Genomic DNA, 22,595 nt, shown 5'->3' with positions numbered 1-22,595 from the left:
GTAGACTTTTGTCGGTCATTTTTTACCCCGGTTAACAATGTATAAATACCATTCAAGCTTTTAAAAAAATGCAGATTCAATTCAACAGCCAGTACTTGTGCCCTTTAAAAAATAGGCGTAAATTAGCAACAAATTAGTTACCCAGGTTAACTATATGTTTTCTTCCTCTACCCGGTTTCGTGCCGTGCTGTTACGTTGTGCACGATTACTCAGTGATGAAATCAATACGATTTTATTAGCTTCACAGTTAAATTATTCCTTGTGGCAAGTGCTGTATGTGATTCAAATACATCAGCAATGTACTCTGATAGATATTTCGAATTATTTAAATGTATCTAAACCCAGTATTAGTAAACGTATCCAGAATCTAGTGGAATTAGCGTTAATTTCCCAAATAGAAACTGCAGATAAACGCCAGAAACTCTTTACCCTGAGTGAAAAAGGGATTCAGACTTTTGCAAACTGTTCCCAGCAGATTGACCAATTTGAGGATCAGCTTATCTCCCAGATCTCTGCAGAAGATATAAGTACCAGTACAAGCACTTTGTCGCATTTGATCCAGCAATTACACGCTTCTGCTGAGGACAAACAGCCATGATTAAAGAATCTGCTCCGTTATGGACACGCAATTTCATCTTGATCAGTCTGGTGAACTTTCAGCTGGTCCTGGTGTTTTATTTACTGGTCATTGTGATTGTGGGCTATGCAGTAGCGCAGCTAGGTGCGACCACAGCACAAGCCGGTCTGGTTTCAGGCTTGTTTATTGTCGGAACACTGTTCGGCCGGATTTTGATTGGAAAGCTTTTAAACCGTTTAGGTCTGAAACCCACGCTATTAATTGGCCTGAGCGGATTTTTGCTATTCTCGGGTCTGTACCTGATTCCGGTCAAATTTGAATTCCTGTTCCTGATTCGCCTGTTACATGGTTTCATGATGGGTGTAGCTTCTACTGTTTTAGGTACGGTCATTGCGCAAATCATTCCTGCTGCACGGCGCGGTGAAGGCATTGGCTATTTCAGCATGAGCAGTACACTCGGTACGGCGATTGGTCCCTTCTTAGGCATCTGGCTGATGTCGCATTTTGATTACCAGCTTATTTTCGTTTTCAGTAGTGCTGTAGCCCTGAGCTGTCTGATTTGTAGTCTGTTTATTCAGCCACCACAGCTCAAAATACCCCAGTCGGCCAATCAGCTAAACAAACCGCCTTCCGGTAGGCTGGCACAATATATTGAACCCAAAGCTTTACCCATTTCGATCATTGTGCTGATTGTTGCGACCTGCTATTCCGGTATCTTGTCCTTTATTCATTTCTATGCCAAAGAGATCAATCTGGTCGAAGCAGCCTCTTTCTTCTTTTTGCTGTATGCAATTGCTATTTTGCTTTCGCGTCCATTTACCGGCCCGTTAATGGACCGTAAAGGTGAAAACATCATTATTTATCCGGCCATTGTGATTATGGCCTTAGGAATTATCCTGCTCAGTCAGGCACACAATTCCATGATGTTATTGGCCAGTGCGGCACTGCTCGGTTTTGGTTTTGGCAATATCCAGTCGGTCTGTCAGACCATTGCGGTAAAAAGCACCAGCCTGCAGCGTATGGGGCTAGCCACTTCGACCTTCTTCATTGCACTCGATGCCGGTTTGGGCTTCGGGCCTTATTTCCTTGGCATGCTGCTGGATCAGATCGGTTATCGTCAGCTTTACTTCTACTCAGCGATTCTTACCATGAGCTGCCTGATCTGGTATTACCTGTTGCATGGAAAAAAAGCCGGTAGTCTGCCTCAACCCGGTTAGACCAGACGATAATCACATGACTGGCTAAAAGCGCCGGCTAAACCGGCGCCGGTATGCTGTAGGGCTTAAACCGGTTTTCTGATGAAATAAACGGCGAAAAGAACTTGGATCCTGATAACCGACCTTTTGCATGATTATATCTACCGCCTGATCAGTTTCTTCCAGACGTTTGCGTGCGGCTTCGATACGAATGGCCTGTAAATACTGATTCGGCGCTAAACCCAGTGCCTGTTTAAAATGGCGAATCAGGGTGCGCGTGGTGACATTAAAGCGCGTTGCCAGATCATCCAGACTGAAATTTTCGTGAAAATGCTGATCCAGCCATTCCTGTACCTTTTGTACCAGCTCATCATGATGTGGCCGGCCAATTTTCAGCAAAGAATAGGACAATTGGCTATCCCGCCGATAATCAATCACAAAAGATTTTGCCGATTGCATCGCCACATCAAAACCATAAAAGCGTTCAATCAGATGTAAGCCCAGATCAAACCAGGCCAGCCCACCACCGGCACAGTAAATATGCTGATCACGGCTAATCAGCTGGTCAGCATTCAGTTTCACCTTGGGATAGCGACTGCGAAAAAATTCCTGAAACCCCCAATGCGTTGTCGCTACCCGACCATCCAGAATCCCCGCCTCAGCCAGAAAGAAATTGCCGGTACAATTTCCGGCAATCAAGCTAGAGTGCTGATCTGCTTTTTGTAACAGCTCAATCAGCAGATGATTTTGCTGCAAGACCTCCAGAATTGGAGCAGCAATAGTCGGTACCACCAGAATATCCGCCGCCTGTAGATCCGCATAAGCAACATGTGCCTGCAACATCAGACCATTGATACAACGAATGGGTTTACCATCTGGACTGGCAATCTCAACCTGAAATAAGCGTCGCACTTCTTGTTGCTGGATACGGTTCCAGCTCACACCGGCCATAGCAAATAAATCGACGACGCCAGTAATAGCAGAAGCCAAAGCACCATCAAAAGCTAAAACTACCACGCGCTGCATCTTGACCTCATTGTCATTTCTCACCTGTTTGATGTCATTATTGACAATCCTGCTGGATTAAAGCAACTGTTAGTCTTGATGTTATCTCAAGGATCTCAGATATAGGACATACCGTGACCCAGCTAATAAATGATAAAGATCTTAATTTTTTACTTTATGATGTTTTTCAACTCGACGCCCTGACTGAACTGAAACGTTATCAGGAACATGATAAAAATACCTTTGACAGCATTTTAGATACAGCCCGGGGCATCGCGACCGATTATTTTACCCCGCATAATGCCAAGGCCGACCAGCATGAACCGAGCTTTGATGGCCAACAGGTCAACACCATTGCTGAAGTCAAAACGGCGTGGCAGCAATTTGCCGATGCCGGACTGCTCTGCGCGCAGCATGATTATGAACATGGTGGCATGCAAGTCCCGACTTTATTGAATATGGCCTGTAATGCCTATTTCATGTCGGCTAATCCTTCAACTGTTGCCTATTCTTTTCTGACCGCAGCAGCTGCGAATCTGATTCAGGCCTTTGCATCACCACAACAAAAGCAAATGTTTTTGCCACATATGTTGAATGGCCGCTTTGCCGGAACCATGGCGATGACTGAACCGAATGTCGGTTCCTCTTTGGGTGATCTGACCACCAAAGCCATTCTTCAGGCAGATGGCAGCTATCAGATCAAAGGCCAGAAAATGTTTATTTCTGGTGGTGATCAGGACATTACTGAAAATATTGTGCATCTTGTCCTCGCGCGAATTCAGGATGCCCCGCAAGGGGTGAAAGGGATTTCCCTGTTCATTGTGCCGAAATTCAAAACCAGTCCAGATGGTGCTGTGGGTGAGTCCAATGATGTACAGCTGGCAGGTTTACTGCACAAAATGGGTTATCGCGGAACAACTTCAACGGTGTTAAATTTTGGTGAAAATGATGATTGCTTAGGCTATTTGATTGGTGAAGCAGGTCATGGCTTAAAATACATGTTCAAAATGATGAATGAAGCGCGTGTCGGAGTTGGTCTTGGTGCAGCCATGATTGGTTATCGCGGTTATCTGGAATCTTTGGATTATGCCAAGAACCGTCCACAAGGTCGCCCGGCGCATGAAAAATCGCCTGATTCCAGGCCAGTCAATATTATTGAACATAGTGATGTGAAACGGATGTTGCTGGCACAAAAGTCTTATGTCGAAGGTTCGTTGGCTCTGTGTTTATTTGCCGCCCGGCTGATTGATGAACATCAGGCTGCCCATGATGCAGACAGCGCCCTATTGCTTGATCTGATCACTCCTGTGGTCAAGTCCTTCCCTTCTGCCTATGGTCCAAAAGCCAATGATCTGGCGATTCAGGTTTTAGGTGGTGCAGGCTATACCCGTGATTATCCGGTCGAACAATGCTACCGCGATAACCGGCTCAATCCGATTCATGAAGGAACGTATGGCATTCAGTCCCTGGATCTGCTCGGACGTAAACTCTGGCAACATAATGGCAAGGGACTCAACCTGTTGATGCAACGCATCGAGCATACCTTGTCCGAGATTCAGGATAGCAAGTTAATCGAATTGGCCAAAAGTTTTCAACAGCATCTGTCCACTGTAGAAAGAACCACACAGATCTTAGGTCAGGCTCTGTATCAAGGTCGAATCAATGAAGCATTAGCCAATTCCGGGCTGTATTTGGACATGCTGGGAAAAACCGTTATTGCCTGGCTCTGGCTAGACATGGCGCATCAGGCACAGCTTAAATTTGGCAGCTCTGCCCAGAAAGAAGATCAGGACTTTCTGGCAGGCAAGCTCCAGGCCGCTCAATATTTTATCCGCTGGGAATTACCTGAGATTGAACATCAGGCCAAGTTACTCATGAACTTTGATGATAGTTGCAGAAACATGCAAGCGGACTGGTTTTAAGTTGCATGGCTGAATAAAAAAATGCGCTTCTTAGAGCGCATTTTTTTATGTAAAAGCAGATTTATGCTTCAGGGCTTAAAGGTATTCCAAACTTTTTAAAGATTTTCTCACGCTTGGCCGGATGAATATTGGCCTTAGTTAAATCTCCCTGATAATGCTGGTACACCCGTTGATCCATCATTTTGTACCATAACGGCGGAATCAAGGCCGGAATCAACATGGTGGCATAACCACTTGGTAGTTCGGGCGCTTCATCAAAATGCCGGAGTGCCTGAAATGGACGACTCGGAAAAGCATGATGATCTGAATGGCGCTGTAACTGATACAAAAACAGATTGGTCACGATATTGTTATTGTTCCAGCTATGTTCCGGCAAGGTTCGCTCATAACCGCCATCGGCTTTTTCGGTACGTTTTAGACCATAATGTTCAATATAATTGACGATTTCAAACAGACTTACGCCATAAAAAGCCTGAGTCAGACTATAAGGAATGGTTTTTTTACCATACATTTTCAGCATCAAGGCATGGTAGCCGGCACTCATCGCCCAGCCATGAAAAAGTTCATTTTCTTTACTAAAGAATTTTAATCCCTTACGTTCCAGACGTTTCTTTTCAATCTGGATGGCTGACTTTAAGCCGCCAAAAACGGTGCGTGGCCAGAACCGGTAAAAAGACTCACCCATCTGTGAAGATGCCGGATCTTCTGGTGTTGCCACCCGTTTATGATGTCCATAGGGATGTTCAATCCTGAAATGGTTATACACCAGTGGCATCAGGCTGGCATGCGACCAGTAGTGGTCTTTTTTCTGAGGACGATGACTCAGCTCATGCGCGGTATTGACCGCAATGCCGTTGATGGCCCCCATGGAGATTCCCAACAAGAGCTGATCCAGCAAGGAAACATTTGGACGCGTCACCACATATCCGGCAAAAGCATTTGCGACCATTTGCAAGGGAATGAATGCTTTGACAATCCGGTCATAATACGGATCTTTGACCAGCGCCTGAATCTGCTGGTCATTCGGATTATTGGCATCATCGCCAATAAGTGCATCCAAGGTTGGAATAATCACGTGTAATAGCAAAGGCCCACCCAGAGCAAAGACTTTTTTGGTGGCTTTAGGACCAAAATGATAACCTGACAGGATTCCCATCCCGATCACAGGTAATGCCGGACTGAGCAGCCAGCCAAAACGTTTTTTATCAAGTTGTTTACCTTTCAGCGCCAACGCATCCTGCGTGAACTGAGCATTTCTAATTTGTGCAGGGGCATTCATTGCGACCCTCCTGTTTTATGTTACCCTGCACATATAGTTGAATATTTCAGCATCAGCGAACAGTATTTAACGTCCAGAAAAACTATGTCAGCGTCTTTGGCACAACCGGCCTGATATTGGCCCGAAAGCACAAATGCTATATATTCAAAATTAAATATTTTAAAGAAAACAGAACAATAGAGTGCAGCATGGATGCTTTAAGCAAAATTTTTGATGATATTCATCTGGCAAAATCTGAATATCTTTATCTGAATGTGTTCCATCAGGGTGGTTTTCATTATCAGCATGAACCGAGCATGCTGGCCTATATTATTTTACAGGGGCAAGCTCAGCTGAAGTTTGCAGATGGAGAGATTCTGGAGCTGCAACAGGGAGATCTGGCCTTATTGCCCTCCAGTTCGGCACATCATGTCTATTGCCCTACACACTCGGACTTTGGCGAGAATCTGCCGATTAATGCTTATTTTCAGAGCCATGCAAAGCAGTCGGTCGATATTAATCCTGCAGAGCAATCCTCTCGCAGCTTTATACTCGCCATTCGCTCCAGTCTGGATATCCAGATGGCCAAACCTTTACTCACCGCCCTGCCTGAATACCTGCATATTCAACATATTCTGGGTGATACGGCGCCGGAATGGTTACAGGTCGGATTACAGTTTCTGGCACTGGAAACCCAGCAGCTTCGTCCCGGACGTGACAAGATTCTGGATCATCTGGTCAGTATCCTGCTGATTGAATGTGTACGGGATTATATTTTAAATCTGGAAAATGCCTCGAGCTGGCTGAATGCGCTGTCACATCCGGAGTTATCCAATGCACTGGCGGCAATTCATGGACAACCGGAACGGGCATGGACTGTCGAAAGTCTGGCAGAACAATGCCATATGTCGCGCTCCAAATTTGCCCAGCTGTTTACCCAGATTGTTGGCGAACCTCCACTGGCTTATTTGCAGCAGCATCGCCTGCGACTGGCAGCCCAATACCTGCGTAATAGCGGCTTTAGCATCCAGCAAATTGCGCACTGGGTCGGTTACTCATCAGAAACGGCGTTCAGTCAAAGTTTTAAAAAACAGTTTGAACAGACACCAAGCCAGTATCGGCTGATGTGTCAGAAGCATAAGGTCCAATTAGCGGATTAAGGCCAGCACAGCATCCACCGGGTCTTCACTGTTGTCTGAAAGTAGCTGCTTATGCATGGTGATATGCTGCATCACCTGAATCTGGGCAGCTTCAATATCCATCAGTTTTTCAATTTCAGCCGCCAGCTTTTCAGGGGTGGCATCGGATTGAATCAGTTCCTGAATCACTTTTTTGCCGGCAATGATATTCGGTAATGAAAAATACGGAATTTTCACTAAAAATTTGGCAATTTGAAAGCTAAGCCAGTGCAGCTTGTAGAAGGTCACCATCGGACGATGTAATAACATGGCTTCCAAGGTGGCAGTGCCTGAAGCCAGCGCAATAATATTGGATGCATTCATGACCTGACGCCCAATTTTTGAATCGCTACCGTTATTTTCCATTAAACGGATGTGGGCCTTTAAGCTTTCAGGATAAGTCGCCAATAAACTTTCAATCTGCTGTTTTCGTGCCTCATTAATCGCCGGGATCAGGAAAGTATAATCCGGATATTTCTGATGCAGGATTTTTGCCGCATCCAGCACCAGAGGTCCCAAACGTTCAATCTCGCCACGGCGACTTCCCGGCAATAATGCAATATATTTCTGATTCAGATCGAGTTGCAGTTCTTTTTTAGCATTAATAATGGGGTTTTCCAGCGGCAACTGGCTTGCTAGCGGATGCCCGACAAAGGCAGCAAGTACATCCCACTTTTTAAAGAAGGTTTTTTCGAATGGAAACAAGCACAGGACCAAATCAATACTGGCTTTAATCCCATGTACACGCCCCTGACGCCACGCCCAGACCGAAGGACTGACATATTGCACGGTTTTAATCGGCAACTGTTTTTGTTTAATACTTTTCGACAGACGCAGGTTAAAATCCGGTGCATCAATCCCAATAAAAATATCGACCGGGTGTTTAGTCCAGGTTTCTATCAGGCCATCACGCACAGCAAAAAGTTTTTTAATATCTTTTAATACTTCAACGATACCCATAACAGATAAAATATCCATCGGATAATAGCTGTTAAAGCCTTCCGCAATCATTTGTGGACCACCAATGCCTTCAAATTCGGCATCAATTCCTTGCTCACGAAAACGGCGAATCAATGTTGCGCCAAGCGTATCCCCAGAGACTTCACCGACCACGATTCCAATTTTAAGCTTTCGATTTAGCAAGTGGGTTCCCTCTCAGATCCGCATTGATTTCATATCGTTGCGATTCTAACATAAACCTTGGGCTATACCTGAACAAGCAACCTGCAGCTGATATTTTAAAAAACTTATTTGTTAAGAGCACTTAGCCAAGCATGACTATTCCCTCAGGATTTTTTTTATTGATATTTATTGATGATGGATCTGTGTGTTCAGACAGGTTTAGGTAGCACGTAAACTAAGTGGACGTTTTTATGCCGATTTTCTACAGAACAAAGATCCATGAAAATTCATTCTATCTCGCAGTATGGTCTTTATCTTTTTTATGCATAAGTAAATCAATAATCGAGACAACCACTTATATCTAAAAGTCATAACATATGCACGTTTTTTGATATTGGCATATATGCATGTTTGGTCCCATTGAGTTTATTTTAGCAGGTGTATTGGTAGGTTTTTGTGTGGGCGTCACTGGTGTCGGTGGTGGCTCATTGATGACGCCAATCCTGATCAGTTTATTCCGGATTGAACCGCATATTGCGATTGGTACTGACCTTCTGTATGCCGCGATCTCGAAATTCTGTGGCTCTTTTGTGCATGCCAAGAAAATGAATATTGTCTGGCCGATTGTGATCTGGCTGGCAGTGGGCAGTATTCCAGCATCTTTTGCCACGCATTGGGTACTCGACAACTATTTGAGCCAATCGACACATTATAAAGCCGTTCTTACCACAGTACTCGGCTTTATGCTGACCATTACCGGCTTATCGATTCTGTTTCGTACCCAGATCGAAAATCTTTTTAATAAATACAGAAAACAAGAACTGCCAGACATGACCCAGGATCTGGAAAAAGTAAAACTGCAAGCCAAAGAAAAGCGTGTAGCCATCATTATTATGGGCATTATCTTGGGTATTTTTGTCACACTCTCTTCAGTAGGTGCCGGTGCATTTGGCATCATGGCACTTGTGGTCATGTTCCCGAACCTGCCGATGATTCGTATCATTGGTTCAGACGTGGTACACGCAGTACTATTGACACTGGTTGCAGGTCTGGGCCATATGTCTTCAGGCAATGTCGATTTCATGCTGCTGTTCTGGTTATTGGTTGGTTCTATTCCGGCGATCGTTGTCGGTACCTTACTCAGCTCACGTATGCCGGAAAAACTGATTCGCAAAATTTTAGGGATTACCTTGTTTGGCCTGGGCCTGAATTTCATGATCAATCCCGTAAAGTCAAAACCGGTACAACCGGCTGAAACAGCGACAGTGATGATAAGCCAAAATTCCCAGTCCGTTTAAGTTAACTATGCGATTCATCACTTTTTTTTCAAAGAATTATTCATCTTTTTTATAACAAAGTGACGCATCATTCATGTTATATTCGGGCTATTAAACAACCTTTTGTATGATCGAACCAGTGACGGCAATGAATACACAACAGTCAAATCCCATTTCAGCATCAGATATTGATGACGTGAATATCCACAGCATGATTCCTCTGGTAACCCCTGCCGAGCTTAAAGCAGAGTTACCTTTGACTGAAACTGCTTATCAAACCGTGCTTCATGGTCGTGAAACGATTCGTAAAATCCTGGACGGTGAAGACAAGCGCCTGTTCGTTGTTATCGGGCCTTGTTCTATTCATGATCCGGCAGCTGCCCACGAATATGCTGAACGCTTAAAAGTGTTAAGCGAAAAAGTCAAAGACAGCCTGTACATCGTGATGCGGGTTTATTTTGAAAAACCGCGTACTACAGTGGGCTGGAAAGGCCTGATCAATGATCCGGATATGAATGATTCATTCAATATCGAAAAAGGTCTGCGTATCGGTCGCAAGCTGTTGCTTGAACTGAATGAAATGGGTCTGCCATGTGCCACAGAAGCACTTGATCCGAACTCGCCGCAATATTACCAAGACCTGATTTCATGGTCAGCCATCGGTGCACGTACTACCGAGAGCCAAACCCACCGTGAAATGTCTTCAGGCCTTTCGTCACCGGTCGGTTTTAAAAATGGGACTGACGGCGGTTTGACTGTTGCCACCAATGCGATGCAATCGGTGAGACATGGTCATAGCTTCCTGGGTCTAAATGATCAAGGTCAGGTCGCTGTGATCCGTACTTCAGGCAACCCGTATGCACACGTGGTACTGCGTGGCGGTAATGGCAAGCCTAACTATGATGCCGGCTCGGTCGCAGATGCGGAAGCCGCATTAGCCAAGGCCAAAGTCAGCACCAAAATCATGATTGATGCAAGCCATGCCAACTCGAATAAAGACCCGTACCTGCAACCACTTGTACTCAAGAATATTTCCGAACAAATTCTTGATGGAAACAAGTCAATTGTTGGTATTATGGTAGAAAGTCATCTTAAAGGCGGTCGTCAGGACATTCCTGCGAACCTTTGTGATATGGAATATGGCCAATCAGTAACTGATGGCTGTATCGACTGGGAAACGACTGAAAAAGTCTTACTCGACATGCATGAGGCATTGAAAGACACTTTAGCTAATCGTTAAATGATCTGACAAACGCCATCGCCAAGATGGCGTTTGCATTTCTGAACAAGGAAATTTTATCTGATGAATGATATTGAAACAGCATTAAGCCAGATTGATAATTTTCAGTTTATACATGACCATTTATTTACATCCGGTCAACCGACAACTGAGCAGCTGCAGCTGATTAAAGAATACGGTGTGTCTACGGTCATCAATGTAGCATTAACAGATAGCGACCAATATCTGCCACATGAAGATAAAATTTGCCTTGAGCTGGGCCTGAACTATATTCAGTTACCGATTTCCTGGGAAACCCCTTCAGACAATCAATGTTTACTGGTACTCGAGCTGATCAATCACCTGATTAAGGAACAGATGGTCTGGGTACACTGTTCACAAAACTATCATGTCAGCTGTCTGATGTATTTATATCGTCAATACTATATGGACGTGGATCTACCTACGGCGCATGAACATTTGCATCAAATCTGGGAACCGAATGAAACCTGGACGGGCCTCATGCATGCAGTTGCCCTACAGCTACAAGGCCGTAAAGCAACCCAGGAACTGGAACGATCCCTGATTAATCCAAATTATTTTGCCTGAGCCTATTTGCTATGGCTCAACAGCACGGTTGCCATAGATAAAATGCCTTCCTGACGACCGGTAAAACCGAGCTGCTCAGTGGTAGTGGCTTTAATACTGATTTGAGTGACATCGACATTGAGCACATCTGCGATACTTTGACGCATGGCCAGATTGTGTTTCGCCAGTTTTGGACGTTCACAGGCGACCGTAATATCGGCATTGTTCAGCTGATAGCCACGATCCAGAATTAACTGATAAACCTGCTTCAACAATACCCGGCTATCCGCACCTTTAAAATCCGGATCGGTATCAGGAAAATGCTGACCAATATCTCCAAGTGCCAACGCGCCCAACAATGCATCACAGAGTGCATGCAGAATCACATCACCATCCGAATGTGCTTTCAGACCGTGCGTATGCGGAATTTGAATGCCGGCCAAAGTGACAAACTCACCCTCTTCAAATGCGTGCACATCCAGACCCTGACCAATACGAATTTGTGCGATCACCTTATACATCCTTTAGAAATAGCCCATTGAAATCTTGTACACTTGCTTTCTATTTCGCTATAGTTAGACCAAGCGTAACACAGTGAAAGTATAAGCGATCATGCTACTGAAAACTGATATAAATATGTTGAAAATAATTGGCCTGATGCTCGGCTTGGGGATGATATCTACGGGCAGTTCGGCGAACACACTCGACTGTAGCAACGACAGTAAAAAAACAGCTGCCATGAATAAAGTCTGTTCAGAGGCGCTGGCTGAATCTCGCGAAAAACTTGCCGACCAGTACTTGACCGCTTTTTTAATTACGGATGCTCCGGTGCGCTTATTGCAAGACACCCAACAGTTATGGGCAACCCGTTTACAGCAATGCAAAACCATGAGCTGTTTTAAACAACAGTTCGAATGGCGTCTAGATGATTTAAATGTCTATATTTCACTGAATCAGAGCCTGACCCAGCATTATATTAAATTTGAACAGGGAGAGATTGCCAGCCAGCCTGTACATCTCAAAATCCATCAGCTGAGCAAAGACCGCATCAAGATTGAAGGTATGGCATATCGAAATCCCAATAACCGGACTGAAACGCAGACCGTTCCCTTTTTAGCCTATACCACCTCTGAGGCAAAGAACCAGATTACCGATAATGAAAATGACTGCCGCTATGAGTTTAACTATAGCAAAGCGATTTTAGCAGTTAGCAGTCAGCAAAAAGGCTGTGAGCGCTTCAATGGAATTTATCGTTTATATGATTAAATAGCTCACCAGTCGAGTTTATAAAATGCTCAAAAAGAGAGCGCTGATGAGTATTGAAAGTCCCTTCTCCTTCAAAGATCAAAGGCATTACTTCATAAGATAATAAGGGAATTTTCTTGTTCATTTTTGCATGATTAACAAAATCATGGATGAAAGAACTTCAATATTTTCAAGCTCAGATAAGCTTTTAAAAAAATTTTAAAATTTGTCTTAAAAAAATAGCCCGCAAGCGGGCAGTAAATTTATACAGGATAATATTGAGCAATTTCCTGACTGATCATTGCAGCCGTTGCAGCCGACAAGGTCCAGCCCAGATGACCATGTCCGGTATTATAAAAGACCCGTTCATGTTTGCCACGACGTACCACAGGTATCATATTTGGCATCATCGGGCGTAAGCCGGCCCACGGCACCACATGCTCGGTACACAGGTCAAAGTTACGATTGGTCCAGTCAATCAGAGGCTGAATCCGGTCGGCACGAATATCCCGGTTATAACCATTAAATTCTGCAGTTCCTGCAACCCGTAAACGGTCCTTGCCTAAACGCGATAAAACAATCTTGGCACTTTCATCCAGCAAACTCACCCAAGGCGCAGTATTTTGGCTCTGTTCATCATGCAACTGTACGGTAATCGAATAGCCTTTGACCGGATAGACATTGACCCGCTCTCCTAAAATTCCAGCCAATTGATAACTGCCCACACCTGCACAAACCACAATGGCATCTGCATCTATTTCCAGGATGTCATCTATCGAAGTATGCACATTTTCGGTACTGGGTTTGCATTTGACCCGAATATGCTGAGGCTGAGGATCGACTGCAAAAACATCCTGACCAAATTCGAATTTCACGCCTTTTTGTATGCAGGCTTTGGCCAATCCGGTGCTAAATTTATGAATATCTCCAGTAGCGTCGCTCTGGCAGTAAAACCCTGCATAATAATCACCAGTTAATGCCGGCTCAATTTGCTTGATTTCTGCATTGGAAATGGCATTACGCTCCAAGCCTCCACTACATAACAGATCGTTGACCTTGATCGCGACATCATAATCAGTCTTATTATGATAAAAGTGTAAAATGCCGCGTTTTTCCAGATCAAAATCAATCTGTTCAATTTGGGCAATTTCATATAAACGCGCTCTGGCCAATAATGCCAAACGTACGGTTTCCCGGGTATTGGCTTCATAATGTTTGATATTTCCCAGAAATTCCATGAGCCAGCTATATTTATGCACACTGAAAGAAGGATTCAGCAAAAGTGGTGCAGTTTTTTGTGACATCCATTTGATACCTTTCAGTACCGTAGCTTTCTGGTTCCAGACTTCAGCATTACAGGCTGAGAGCTGGCCACCATTGGCAAAAGATGTTTCCATGGCCGGATATAGATGCCGATCCACCACGGTCACCCGATAGCCTGCCAATGCCAGCTCATAAGCTGTGGTTACTCCAGTAATACCCGCCCCAATGACCACAACATGACGCATAGACACCTCCTTGATTATATTGATGTCTTTTCCCATCTGTCATGTGTACCTGAGAGCTTCGGCAACTGCATTGCACATCAATGCGCTACCTTCCCCTTCGGTGAGTGATTGAACACTTCTCTCCAGAGTTTTTATCCATTATCACAGTCCTTTTGCCTGAGAGTTTCCTGGGATCCTTGCTCCTTCGGCGAATGCAGAAGCATTTCTCTCCTGCAATAATGTTTTATTATCATGAGCAATTTATATACCATTTTATAGAAAAGCACAGTTTTTATTTATGTAAGTTCACGTGAATCAATCTGTAATTTCTGTTCAGAGTTAAAATGAGTTATTACTGCATGAGATGCCAGATCTAGCAAGTTTTCAGATACTGCTTTAGTTTTTGTCAGTGATGTATGCAGATTTTAAACTCTATAAAATTTTAGGACTTGTATGTTTCTGGCCCTTAAATAGAGATTGAATTGCTTAGGCTATTTTAGTAATTCAAAGCATCCTTCGCTCAATTCCAGGTTTAGACCTTAGATCATCATCCATTTGAAAATTTTAAATAATCCAGGAAAGAATCAAAATTAGGCTTCCTGCTGCGACGACCGTTTGCACACTGATAATACTGGCCATTAACTGACTGTCACCACCATATACCCGGGTTAAGACATAAGATGCCGAAGCGGTGGGTAAGGCAAAAAACAAGACCAATACTTGCGTGGTAAGTGCATCAATCTGAAAAATTTTACATACTAAAAATGCAATCAATGGCATTGCGAACAGGCGCCCAAAGGTCATCAGGCTAAGTGGCAATACATCCCGCTGGAAACCCTGAAAATGTAAAGCGGCACCCACACACATCAGACCAAGTGGCAGACTGCACAAGGCAATCTGCTTGAGAAATTGCTCTGCACCCGTCCAGAGCGACATACCGGACAGGTTAAATAAACCACCAATAATACAGCCTAAAATTAATGGATTTTTAGACAAATCCACGATGATTTTTTTCAGCTGCATATCATGGCTGCGGGTAAAGGCCAGTACTGACAAGATGTTCACCAAAGGAATGCTCAATACCATAATCACGGCAAAAATGGTCATGCCCTGCTGATGAAATAAGCTACTGACCGCAGCAAGTCCGATATAGGTATTAAAGCGCAATAAACCCTGCACATAGACACCAAAACGCTCATAGGATATCTGGTAAATATGGCGCAGCAGATATAATGCAATACTTACCACAGCCATGATGCTAAATATGACCAGTACTACATCCTGAATCACATTTATCTGAATCTTGGCAGTGGCCAGATTCAAAAACAACATTACAGGAAACAGAACATAATAATTTAACTTTTCTGTACCACGCCAGAAGTCCTCACTCAACCATTGCCCACGCTTCAGCAGATAGCCAAAACTGATCAGTCCAATAAGCGGGAATAATACCGTGAAGATAGTCTGAAACATTGAGCAACTCATAATATGCGGTGGTGCAGCAATTGAATTCAATTGCCAATCAATGAGCAAGAATACAACAACCGAGAAGCTTCAGGATAAAAATACCGGAAAAATCATTAGATAATAAATAAGAGATACTCTGATTTGCTTTAATTAATAATGAACTGTCGAAATCCAGCTTTCTTCTTTTGCAATATTTAATACATCAACTTTCAGCCTTTCTAACTCTGAGAAAACTTTTACATCAATTTTGGACGGACTTTTCCAAATTTTATGTTTAATAAATCTAAACTTCTTAAAAGCATAGAAAAGATAAGTTTCTTTCGGCCTAAATCGTCTGTGGCCTTAAAGCTCGTTGGATCTATTCTTAAGCGGAAATCCATATTTTGACGTTTAAGAGAATAATAAATCTGCTCATCAAAACTATCACTTCCCATTAGAATTGAAATACATTTCCATTTATGTATAGGAATATCATAGGACTTATTTTGAAGTTGAGCATTTAAGACATCTTCAACTGCATTAGGTGCTTTAGATTCCTGTGAAGTTTGCTCTTCATTTAAAATTTCACTACTTAATTCCGCGCTTAACTATATTTTCATGGCTAGCTTCTGATAATGATTATGGTTATAAGAAATCTAGAAATTAGCTTCGCTTACTAAATATAAAATTTGTGACCCAACACCTTAAGATGATAGTTTTTACATAAAAAAAGCCAGACCGAAGTCTGACTTTTTAGTATTCGTTTCAACTGAAAAGCAAATTATTTTGGTTCAATCGGTGCAAACGGCGCAACCACATCGGCATTTTGTGCACGCTGACGCATGAAATGATCCATCAGCACAATCGCCAGCATCGCTTCGGCAATTGGTGTCGCACGAACTCCTACACAAGGATCATGACGACCTTTGGTAAGAACATCGGTATCTTCACGATCCATATTGATGGTTTTACCCGGCGTGGTAATTGAAGCTGTTGGTTTCAACGCAATCGCAACACGAATGTCCTGACCACTAGAAATGCCGCCAAGAATACCGCCCGCATGATTGGCCAGGAAGCCTTCTGTGGTCAGTTCATCACGGCTTTCATGACCAAACTGTTCAGCGACGCCAAAACCATCACCAATTTCTACACCTTTCACGGCATTAATCGACATCATGGCATGCGCGATGTCAGCATCTAAACGGTCAAACACCGGCTCGCCCCAACCGACAGGTACTTTAGAGGCAATGATTTCCAGTTTTGCACCACAGCTGGTGCCTTGCTCACGCAGTGAAGTCACTAAAGCTTCAAAGCGCGGCACAGCATCGACATCACCACAGAAAAATGGATTATTTGGTACTTCGTTCCAGTCCAGTTTTTCTGTTTTCTCAGTACCGATTTGCGTAACATGACCACGAATTTCGATCCCGAATTTCTCCAGCAGAAACTTCTTGGCAATTGCACCGGCTGCCACACGCATTGCTGTTTCACGAGCGCTTGAACGTCCACCCCCACGATAGTCACGGAAACCATACTTTTGGGTATAGGTGTAGTCGGCATGACCCGGGCGGAAAGTCTGGGCAATATTGCCATAATCCTTCGATTTCTGATCCGTATTACGAATTAGAAGCCCGATCGATGTTCCGGTGGTTTTACCCTCAAACACACCAGAAATAATTTCGACTTCGTCCGGTTCTTTACGCTGGGTTGCAAATTTCGATGTACCCGGCTTACGACGGTCCAAATCTTTTTGCAAGTCCGCTTCACTCAGCTCAATGCCGGGTGGAACCCCATCGATGATGGCCATCAGGCCAACACCGTGAGATTCACCACAAGTCGTTACACGGAACAGTTGCCCTATACTATTACCTGCCATGTCAAACGACTCCTTATGCTTGAATAGACTGAATAAATAAATCGCGGTAAGTACGGCATTGCTGTGCAGTCAATGCAAAAATACCTGAACCGCCGTTCTGGAACTGCAACCAGTAGAAATCGACAGTATTAAAGTTCTGTTTCATCGCCCATTCGGAATTACCGACTTCAATGACAATAAGGCCGTCTTCAGTCAGGTAATCTGCCGCTTGTGCCAGCATTTTACGGACAAGGTCTAAACCATCCTGACCCGCAGCCAGTGCCATTTCTGGCTCATGATGGAATTCGTCCGGCAAATCTGCCATATCCTCTGCATCTACATAAGGTGGATTCGATACGATTAAATCATATTGATTTTCAGCAGGGATTTTTTCGAACAGGTCAGACTCAAGCAGGGCCACATTAAACTGCTGGTTATGATGTTCACAGTTGATCTGTGCCACTTCTAATGCATCTTTAGACAAATCCGTCGCATCGACTTCTGCTTCCGGGAAGGCATAAGCCAGGGCAATCGCGATACAACCAGAGCCGGTACACATATCTAAAATACGGCGAGGCATTTTCGGATTTGGATTTTCAGGAAGATTGTTTACACCTTCACGCGCTTGATAATTTTCATCCAGGCAATAAGGCGCAAAACGGTTTTGAATCAGTTCAGCAATCGGTGAACGTGGAATAAGTACCCGCTCATCTACGTAATAAGGTTTGCCGTCAAAATAAGCCAGATTTAAAAGGTACGAGGTTGGCATACGCTCATTGATACGGCGTTCCAGCAAGCTCAGCACTTCGGCTTTTTCACTCGGCAATAATTTTGAATCCAGGATTTCTGGGTTGGCACTCCAGTCAAGAGATAAGGTTTGTAATACAAGTGCTGAACTTTCAGCCACATAGTCTTCTGTACCTTGGCCCAAGTGCGCATCATATTGACGTAATGCTGTCACACCAAAGCGAATAAAATCACGGATTGTGCTTAGGTTTTCAGCGGCTTCCTGAATATGTTCAGGGCTAATAGTCGGTCGATCCACTTAAGGCGTCTCCAAGGTCATTTTTTTAAACGCCTTATGATACCTTGTTTTACCTGCTTTTATAATGCCAAAACTATGAAAAACACGAATTCTCTATGCGTTCAAAAATCAAAAAATGCTAATCTTTCTATATAATTCCAGACCTGGATTTCTACTTTTGTCAGGCCGAGTTCAGATGATCCGGTCTATTTTTCATGCGCGAATTTATCGCGAACCTGGCGCATAAGAACGGGACTGGTAAAGATTTGCCTGATCCATGATTAAAGCTAGCATACATTGACCTTGCTGCTGTTTGGCATATTTTCCGGACATTGTTAAATTACATTGCTGCGACAGTTTACGCTCCCAAAGGACATGCTGGCTGCGAATCGCCGCGGTCTGATTCGGATTCAGTTTTAGATAATTTTTATAGCTTTTCTTCAGACGCTTATTGTGTAGTTTCAGCTCTTTTTTCAGACATTTTTCTGCTTTGGCGGTATTGCCATAACTAAAATTCATGCACTGCGAATATTCTCTGGAATATCCTGTAGCAGCCTGTACCTGAACTGCACTACCCGCAAAAATTGCAACCAAAAACCATGCAAGACGCATAAAATCCCCTTTACCTAAACCGGTATAATCCCAATAAATGTTTAACAATCAATATTGTTTAAATTATCCACTGATACTAACGCAGTCTTTGCAGAAATCCTATGCATTTCTCTGACAGAAAGATTAAACGTTTGCACAATTGAAAATTGGCACCGGACCCACATATAATCCAGATTATATCTTCACATGAGCCCAATGGTATGAGCTATAAGCACAATAATCTTATGGCGATGCGCCAGAATTACTGGAATGACCAGATTTCCAGTCAGGTGCAGCAAGAAAAGGTATTTTTGCAGTCGACCTTGATGCAGTATGGGGTGTTTAGCAGTGCAACACTGGAGGATGCCAAGTATCTGTTTTTTGGCTTACCCAGCATCGTGATTGTGAAAGGTTATGCTTTGGGCTTTATGCATGACAGTGTGCAGCGCCTGATTCATCAACATATTCAAACAAATAAACAACAGTTACAACAACGATCCGAATTAAAAATCCAATTTCAAATGGCATAATGCCCTGTCTAAACTGATACAGGCTGGTGAATTGATGAAAGCTTGCCCAGCTTTTACTATGAATTCAGCGGCTTAAACTTTTTTAATACGTGCAGAAGCGCTAATATCCCCTACAATGATTTATTCTGCTTCATGCTGATGATGAAAGGATTGAGTTTACATGTCAGATCAGAACGATAAGCTTAAACAACTGAAAACCTCCTCTATGGATCGACGCTTATCGATCGCAAAGGCATCCTTGCTGGCAGGCACGCGCTGGGCAGCTTCTAGTGCAAGCTCCATGTTTTCAAGCGAAGAAGAAAAAGAAAAGAAACGCAAAAAAGCCATGAAGGAACAGGCCGATTATCTGGTAGCAGAAATTGGCAAGTTGAAGGGGTCTATCGTCAAAATTGGCCAGATGATGGCGTTATATGGCGAACATTTCTTACCTGAAGAAGTGACCCAGGCTTTAAATACGCTCAATAACCAGACCGTGGCACTGGCATGGCCTGCGATTAAAACCCAGTTACAGCAGCAGCTTGGTTCCAAGCTGAATGATCTGACCATTGATCATGAACCTTTAGGTACAGCTTCCCTGGCGCAGGTACATCGTGCCACCCGCAAGTCTGATGGCATGGAACTGGTCTTAAAAATCCAGTATCCGGGTGTGGCAGAAGCCATTGATTCAGACATGAGCCTGTTTAAGAACATGCTGAAACTGACGCGCATGGTGCCGCAGACCCGCGAGTTCGACCAGTGGTTCGATGAAGTCCGTGAGATGATGCATCGCGAAGTCGATTATCAGATTGAAGCAGACACTACACGTCGTTTTGCTGCACGCTTAAAAGATGATCCGCGTTATATCGTCCCGACCATTGTTGATGAGTATTGCTCTGATCGCGTGCTGTGCATGACCTTTGAACGTGGTGTGCCAATTAACAGCCCTGTGATGCTTTCTTTACCGCAAGAACGCCGCAACCAGCTAGGTGAAGCCTCTCTGGAAATTGCCGTGCGTGAAATCTTTGAATGGGGCGAAATGCAGACCGATCCGAACTTTGGCAATTATCTGGTTCGTTTGGGTAATGGCGAAGATGTCCATGACAAGATCATCCTGCTCGATTTTGGCGCCATCCGCCAGTTTGACCAGCATCTGCTCGGTGTGGCACGCAATCTGATTCAGGCAGGCTATCATCATGATTCGGATATGATGGTCAAGGCCATGACGGGTTATGAGTTTTTCGATTCAATCCCGCAAAGTATCAAGCCAGATATGGCCAAGGTCTTTTTACTGGCTACTGAAGCATTTAGCTCCCCGCTAAACAATCAGCAGCTGCCAGCCGGTGTCATGGATCAGCATAACCGTTATGACTGGAAAAAAAGCCAGCTGCATAGCCGGGTCATGCAACAGGCTTCAAAATCTATGGCCTCGCGTTATTTCAGTGTTCCACCCAAGGAATTTATGTTTATTAGCCGTAAATTCATTGGTGCATATACCTTTATGACAGTGATTGACGCCAAGACCAATGTACGTGCCATGATCAAGAATCATCTTTAATAAAATAAAAAGCAAGATTGCACAGACCCGGATGATTTTGTCATTCGGGTCAATTTTTATCCAGAAATGATTTTTTATATTTATATTTTTCTATATATTTTCATTTACTTAGATTTCAATTTTTCTATTCTTAAAAAACTAAAAAATGACAATCATTCATGTCAGGGATGACATGGTTTTTTCTTGGCGCGCATGTCAGCATGCATTAAATAACGTGACAACACCCATAGGATAATCAAAATGAATAATATGGTGAATAAAGCCCAGGGATTTGGCTTGTCCATACTGACCAGGATCGCAGGCAGCGACGTATTAGATCAATTAAAGCTGCGTAAATTTGTCGAAAAATCATTGTATCAAAGCTCCAAAGCGGGATTTAAAACGCTGAGTCAAACCCAGAAAATCCTGAAATCAGGTCGTAAAATTCAAAAACAGCGTCTGCCCTATCAGTCCAAATCGCTCTTTGACCTGAATCTGACCGAAGAACAGAAAATGACCTGTGATGCCATGCAGCAGTTTGCTCAAGAAGTGTTGTATCCATTGGCACATGATGCAGATCAGCATGAGGCCTTTCCGCATGAACTCTGGCAATACCGCGCAGATCTGGGACTGGATTTTTATGCACTGCCTGAAGCATTGGGAGGTGTGGCATCAGAACAGAATATCGTGAGCAATATTTTAATTGCACAACATTTGGCTCAAGGTGATTTTAGCCTGACTGCTGGCCTACTTTCGAATTTTAGTGTCATCAATGCCATTACCCGCTGGGGTTCAGAGCAGATTCAGACAGAATATCTTGGTGCTTTCGCAGAAAATCCAGAACTACAAGCCACTTTTGCGGTGCAGGAAGAAACTGCTGCATTCAATCCTGAGCAGCTTCAGACTCAGGCTGTGGCACATGAAGGACATTATCTGATTCGAGGTGAAAAAACCCTAGTGATGCTCGGAGAAAGTGCCGACCTGTATCTGGTAAGTGCTGCTCTAGAAGGTCAGGCAGAGATCTTTGTGGTGCAACGTGACACTAGCATCACTGCAAAAAAATCTCCGGCCATGGGTCTGAAAGCCACAGAAACCGTCACACTGCAATTTAACAATACACCAGCCCGGCGTTTAGGTGATGACGATTTTGATTATCGTGCTTTTGTTGATTTAGGCAATTTGATGTGGTGTGCCATGGCCGTAGGCACCTGTGAAGCCGTGAAAAAATATTGCGTAAAATATGCCAATGAACGGACTGCGTTTGGCGAACCCATTTCGCATCGTCAAAGTGTTGCCTTTATGATTGCCGATATGGCAATTGAAATCGATGCGATGCACATGCTAATTTTAAATGCGGCCAGTCTGGCTGAATCCGGACAACCTTTTCATCGTGAGGCTTATCTGGCACGGCTGCTCTGTGCAGAAAAATCCATGAAAATAGGCAGCGATGGTGTACAGATTCTGGGTGGCCATGGCTTTACCAAGGAACATCCGGTAGAGCGCTGGTATCGTGATCTAAGAGCCACTGCGATCGTTCATTCTGGCTTGCACGCCTGATCAAA

Annotated in this window: 21 protein-coding genes and 1 riboswitch; of the genes, 11 read left to right on the top strand and 10 right to left on the bottom strand. The window is 43.8% G+C overall.

The window, feature by feature from the left end; translation table 11 throughout:
* Window positions 1-154: 154 nt before the first annotated feature.
* Window positions 155-598 (top strand): MarR family winged helix-turn-helix transcriptional regulator, encoded by a 444-nt coding sequence (locus AC3IT7_RS06415; protein WP_489249791.1) that lies wholly within the window; start codon window positions 155-157, stop codon window positions 596-598.
* Window positions 595-1,794 carry an MFS transporter gene (locus AC3IT7_RS06410; RefSeq protein ID WP_489249790.1) on the top strand — a complete coding sequence of 400 codons (1,200 nt, stop codon included), beginning with the start codon at window positions 595-597 and terminating at the stop codon, window positions 1,792-1,794. Before AC3IT7_RS06415 ends, AC3IT7_RS06410 begins: the two co-directional genes overlap by 4 nt.
* 24 nt (window positions 1,795-1,818) lie before the next feature.
* Here the strand turns inward: AC3IT7_RS06410 and AC3IT7_RS06405 are convergent, their stop codons facing one another.
* Window positions 1,819-2,799, bottom strand: a complete 981-nt coding sequence (locus tag AC3IT7_RS06405; protein ID WP_489249789.1) for a GlxA family transcriptional regulator — start codon at window positions 2,797-2,799, stop codon at window positions 1,819-1,821.
* 113 nt (window positions 2,800-2,912) lie between these two features.
* Between AC3IT7_RS06405 and AC3IT7_RS06400 the strand changes: the two genes are divergently transcribed.
* Entirely contained in the window at window positions 2,913-4,700 is a 1,788-nt protein-coding gene (locus AC3IT7_RS06400) for an acyl-CoA dehydrogenase (RefSeq protein ID WP_489249788.1), read from the top strand.
* Between the two features lie 61 nt (window positions 4,701-4,761).
* On the opposite strand, the gene AC3IT7_RS06395 is transcribed toward AC3IT7_RS06400, so the two are convergent.
* A complete protein-coding gene (locus tag AC3IT7_RS06395) occupies window positions 4,762-5,979 on the bottom strand; it encodes an alkane 1-monooxygenase (RefSeq protein ID WP_489249787.1) in 1,218 nt (405 codons plus the stop codon).
* A gap of 188 nt (window positions 5,980-6,167) precedes the next feature.
* Here AC3IT7_RS06395 and AC3IT7_RS06390 point away from each other — a divergent pair, with 188 nt between their 5' ends.
* Window positions 6,168-7,118, top strand: a complete 951-nt coding sequence (locus tag AC3IT7_RS06390; RefSeq protein ID WP_489249786.1) for an AraC family transcriptional regulator — start codon at window positions 6,168-6,170, stop codon at window positions 7,116-7,118.
* Here AC3IT7_RS06390 and lpxB read toward each other — a convergent pair.
* Window positions 7,107-8,279, bottom strand: coding sequence for a lipid-A-disaccharide synthase (lpxB, locus tag AC3IT7_RS06385; protein ID WP_489249785.1), 1,173 nt, complete (start codon window positions 8,277-8,279; stop codon window positions 7,107-7,109). The genes AC3IT7_RS06390 and lpxB overlap by 12 nt on opposite strands.
* A 386-nt stretch (window positions 8,280-8,665) precedes the next feature.
* Here lpxB and AC3IT7_RS06380 point away from each other — a divergent pair, with 386 nt between their 5' ends.
* The 3 genes from AC3IT7_RS06380 to AC3IT7_RS06370 all read left to right on the top strand — a co-directional run bounded on the left by AC3IT7_RS06380 (window position 8,666) and on the right by AC3IT7_RS06370 (window position 11,363).
* Window positions 8,666-9,556 (top strand): sulfite exporter TauE/SafE family protein, encoded by an 891-nt coding sequence (locus AC3IT7_RS06380; RefSeq protein ID WP_489249784.1) that lies wholly within the window; start codon window positions 8,666-8,668, stop codon window positions 9,554-9,556.
* Window positions 9,557-9,683: 127 nt separating this feature from the next.
* Window positions 9,684-10,775 carry a 3-deoxy-7-phosphoheptulonate synthase gene (locus AC3IT7_RS06375; RefSeq protein WP_475654276.1) on the top strand — a complete coding sequence of 364 codons (1,092 nt, stop codon included), beginning with the start codon at window positions 9,684-9,686 and terminating at the stop codon, window positions 10,773-10,775.
* A gap of 63 nt (window positions 10,776-10,838) precedes the next feature.
* The gene (locus AC3IT7_RS06370) at window positions 10,839-11,363 is read left to right on the top strand and encodes a protein tyrosine phosphatase family protein (protein WP_489249783.1); all 525 of its coding nucleotides are present in this window, start codon (window positions 10,839-10,841) and stop codon (window positions 11,361-11,363) included.
* A gap of 2 nt (window positions 11,364-11,365) precedes the next feature.
* On the opposite strand, the gene ispF is transcribed toward AC3IT7_RS06370, so the two are convergent.
* On the bottom strand, window positions 11,366-11,854 hold the full coding sequence (gene ispF, locus AC3IT7_RS06365; protein WP_475654278.1) for a 2-C-methyl-D-erythritol 2,4-cyclodiphosphate synthase: 489 nt from the start codon (window positions 11,852-11,854) through the stop codon (window positions 11,366-11,368).
* A gap of 100 nt (window positions 11,855-11,954) precedes the next feature.
* Between ispF and AC3IT7_RS06360 the strand changes: the two genes are divergently transcribed.
* A complete protein-coding gene (locus AC3IT7_RS06360; RefSeq protein WP_489249782.1) occupies window positions 11,955-12,608 on the top strand; it encodes an A1S_1983 family putative colistin resistance protein in 654 nt (217 codons plus the stop codon).
* Window positions 12,609-12,850: 242 nt separating this feature from the next.
* Here the strand turns inward: AC3IT7_RS06360 and AC3IT7_RS06355 are convergent, their stop codons facing one another.
* The 6 genes from AC3IT7_RS06355 to AC3IT7_RS06330 all read right to left on the bottom strand — a co-directional run bounded on the left by AC3IT7_RS06355 (window position 12,851) and on the right by AC3IT7_RS06330 (window position 19,011).
* Entirely contained in the window at window positions 12,851-14,095 is a 1,245-nt protein-coding gene (locus tag AC3IT7_RS06355) for a D-amino acid dehydrogenase (RefSeq protein ID WP_489249781.1), read from the bottom strand.
* Between the two features lie 134 nt (window positions 14,096-14,229).
* A riboswitch (glycine riboswitch) is annotated at window positions 14,230-14,318 on the bottom strand.
* 320 nt (window positions 14,319-14,638) lie between these two features.
* Window positions 14,639-15,547, bottom strand: a complete 909-nt coding sequence (locus AC3IT7_RS06350; protein ID WP_489249780.1) for an AEC family transporter — start codon at window positions 15,545-15,547, stop codon at window positions 14,639-14,641.
* Window positions 15,548-15,777: 230 nt separating this feature from the next.
* On the bottom strand, window positions 15,778-16,104 hold the full coding sequence (locus AC3IT7_RS06345) for an Imm44 family immunity protein (protein WP_489249984.1): 327 nt from the start codon (window positions 16,102-16,104) through the stop codon (window positions 15,778-15,780).
* A 197-nt stretch (window positions 16,105-16,301) separates the two neighbouring features.
* Complete coding sequence (aroC, locus tag AC3IT7_RS06340) at window positions 16,302-17,396, bottom strand: chorismate synthase (RefSeq protein WP_489249779.1); 1,095 nt, start codon at window positions 17,394-17,396, stop codon at window positions 16,302-16,304.
* Window positions 17,397-17,409: 13 nt separating this feature from the next.
* Window positions 17,410-18,420 (bottom strand): 50S ribosomal protein L3 N(5)-glutamine methyltransferase, encoded by a 1,011-nt coding sequence (prmB, locus tag AC3IT7_RS06335; protein ID WP_475654384.1) that lies wholly within the window; start codon window positions 18,418-18,420, stop codon window positions 17,410-17,412.
* Window positions 18,421-18,624: 204 nt separating this feature from the next.
* Entirely contained in the window at window positions 18,625-19,011 is a 387-nt protein-coding gene (locus AC3IT7_RS06330) for a DUF1311 domain-containing protein (protein ID WP_489249778.1), read from the bottom strand.
* A gap of 200 nt (window positions 19,012-19,211) precedes the next feature.
* On the opposite strand from AC3IT7_RS06330, the gene AC3IT7_RS06325 reads away from it, so the two are divergent.
* The 3 genes from AC3IT7_RS06325 to AC3IT7_RS06315 all read left to right on the top strand — a co-directional run bounded on the left by AC3IT7_RS06325 (window position 19,212) and on the right by AC3IT7_RS06315 (window position 22,590).
* Window positions 19,212-19,520 (top strand): hypothetical protein, encoded by a 309-nt coding sequence (locus AC3IT7_RS06325; protein WP_489249777.1) that lies wholly within the window; start codon window positions 19,212-19,214, stop codon window positions 19,518-19,520.
* Window positions 19,521-19,680: 160 nt separating this feature from the next.
* Window positions 19,681-21,054: an ABC1 kinase family protein gene (locus AC3IT7_RS06320; RefSeq protein WP_489249776.1), complete on the top strand. Its 1,374-nt coding sequence runs from the start codon at window positions 19,681-19,683 to the stop codon at window positions 21,052-21,054.
* 249 nt (window positions 21,055-21,303) lie between these two features.
* Entirely contained in the window at window positions 21,304-22,590 is a 1,287-nt protein-coding gene (locus AC3IT7_RS06315) for an acyl-CoA dehydrogenase family protein (RefSeq protein ID WP_489249983.1), read from the top strand.
* Window positions 22,591-22,595: the final 5 nt, after the last annotated feature.

It is taken from the genome of Acinetobacter sp. KH_038, from assembly GCF_057839405.1.
The sequence above is the reverse complement of the archived record's forward strand: the minus strand, read 5'-3'. Positions and strand labels throughout refer to the sequence as shown.

Coding starts and splice junctions, on each gene's coding strand:
- AC3IT7_RS06390 (WP_489249786.1), top strand. CDS start 6,168: ATGGATGCTTTAAGCAAAATTTTTGATGATATTCATCTGGCAAAATCT.
- AC3IT7_RS06380 (WP_489249784.1), top strand. CDS start 8,666: ATGTTTGGTCCCATTGAGTTTATTTTAGCAGGTGTATTGGTAGGTTTT.
- AC3IT7_RS06395 (WP_489249787.1), bottom strand. CDS start 5,979: ATGAATGCCCCTGCACAAATTAGAAATGCTCAGTTCACGCAGGATGCG.
- AC3IT7_RS06370 (WP_489249783.1), top strand. CDS start 10,839: ATGAATGATATTGAAACAGCATTAAGCCAGATTGATAATTTTCAGTTT.
- AC3IT7_RS06375 (WP_475654276.1), top strand. CDS start 9,684: ATGAATACACAACAGTCAAATCCCATTTCAGCATCAGATATTGATGAC.
- AC3IT7_RS06315 (WP_489249983.1), top strand. CDS start 21,304: ATGGTGAATAAAGCCCAGGGATTTGGCTTGTCCATACTGACCAGGATC.
- AC3IT7_RS06360 (WP_489249782.1), top strand. CDS start 11,955: ATGCTACTGAAAACTGATATAAATATGTTGAAAATAATTGGCCTGATG.
- AC3IT7_RS06405 (WP_489249789.1), bottom strand. CDS start 2,799: ATGCAGCGCGTGGTAGTTTTAGCTTTTGATGGTGCTTTGGCTTCTGCT.
- AC3IT7_RS06355 (WP_489249781.1), bottom strand. CDS start 14,095: ATGCGTCATGTTGTGGTCATTGGGGCGGGTATTACTGGAGTAACCACA.
- AC3IT7_RS06325 (WP_489249777.1), top strand. CDS start 19,212: ATGAGCTATAAGCACAATAATCTTATGGCGATGCGCCAGAATTACTGG.
- AC3IT7_RS06320 (WP_489249776.1), top strand. CDS start 19,681: ATGTCAGATCAGAACGATAAGCTTAAACAACTGAAAACCTCCTCTATG.
- AC3IT7_RS06350 (WP_489249780.1), bottom strand. CDS start 15,547: ATGTTTCAGACTATCTTCACGGTATTATTCCCGCTTATTGGACTGATC.
- AC3IT7_RS06415 (WP_489249791.1), top strand. CDS start 155: ATGTTTTCTTCCTCTACCCGGTTTCGTGCCGTGCTGTTACGTTGTGCA.
- AC3IT7_RS06330 (WP_489249778.1), bottom strand. CDS start 19,011: ATGCGTCTTGCATGGTTTTTGGTTGCAATTTTTGCGGGTAGTGCAGTT.
- AC3IT7_RS06410 (WP_489249790.1), top strand. CDS start 595: ATGATTAAAGAATCTGCTCCGTTATGGACACGCAATTTCATCTTGATC.
- aroC (WP_489249779.1), bottom strand. CDS start 17,396: ATGGCAGGTAATAGTATAGGGCAACTGTTCCGTGTAACGACTTGTGGT.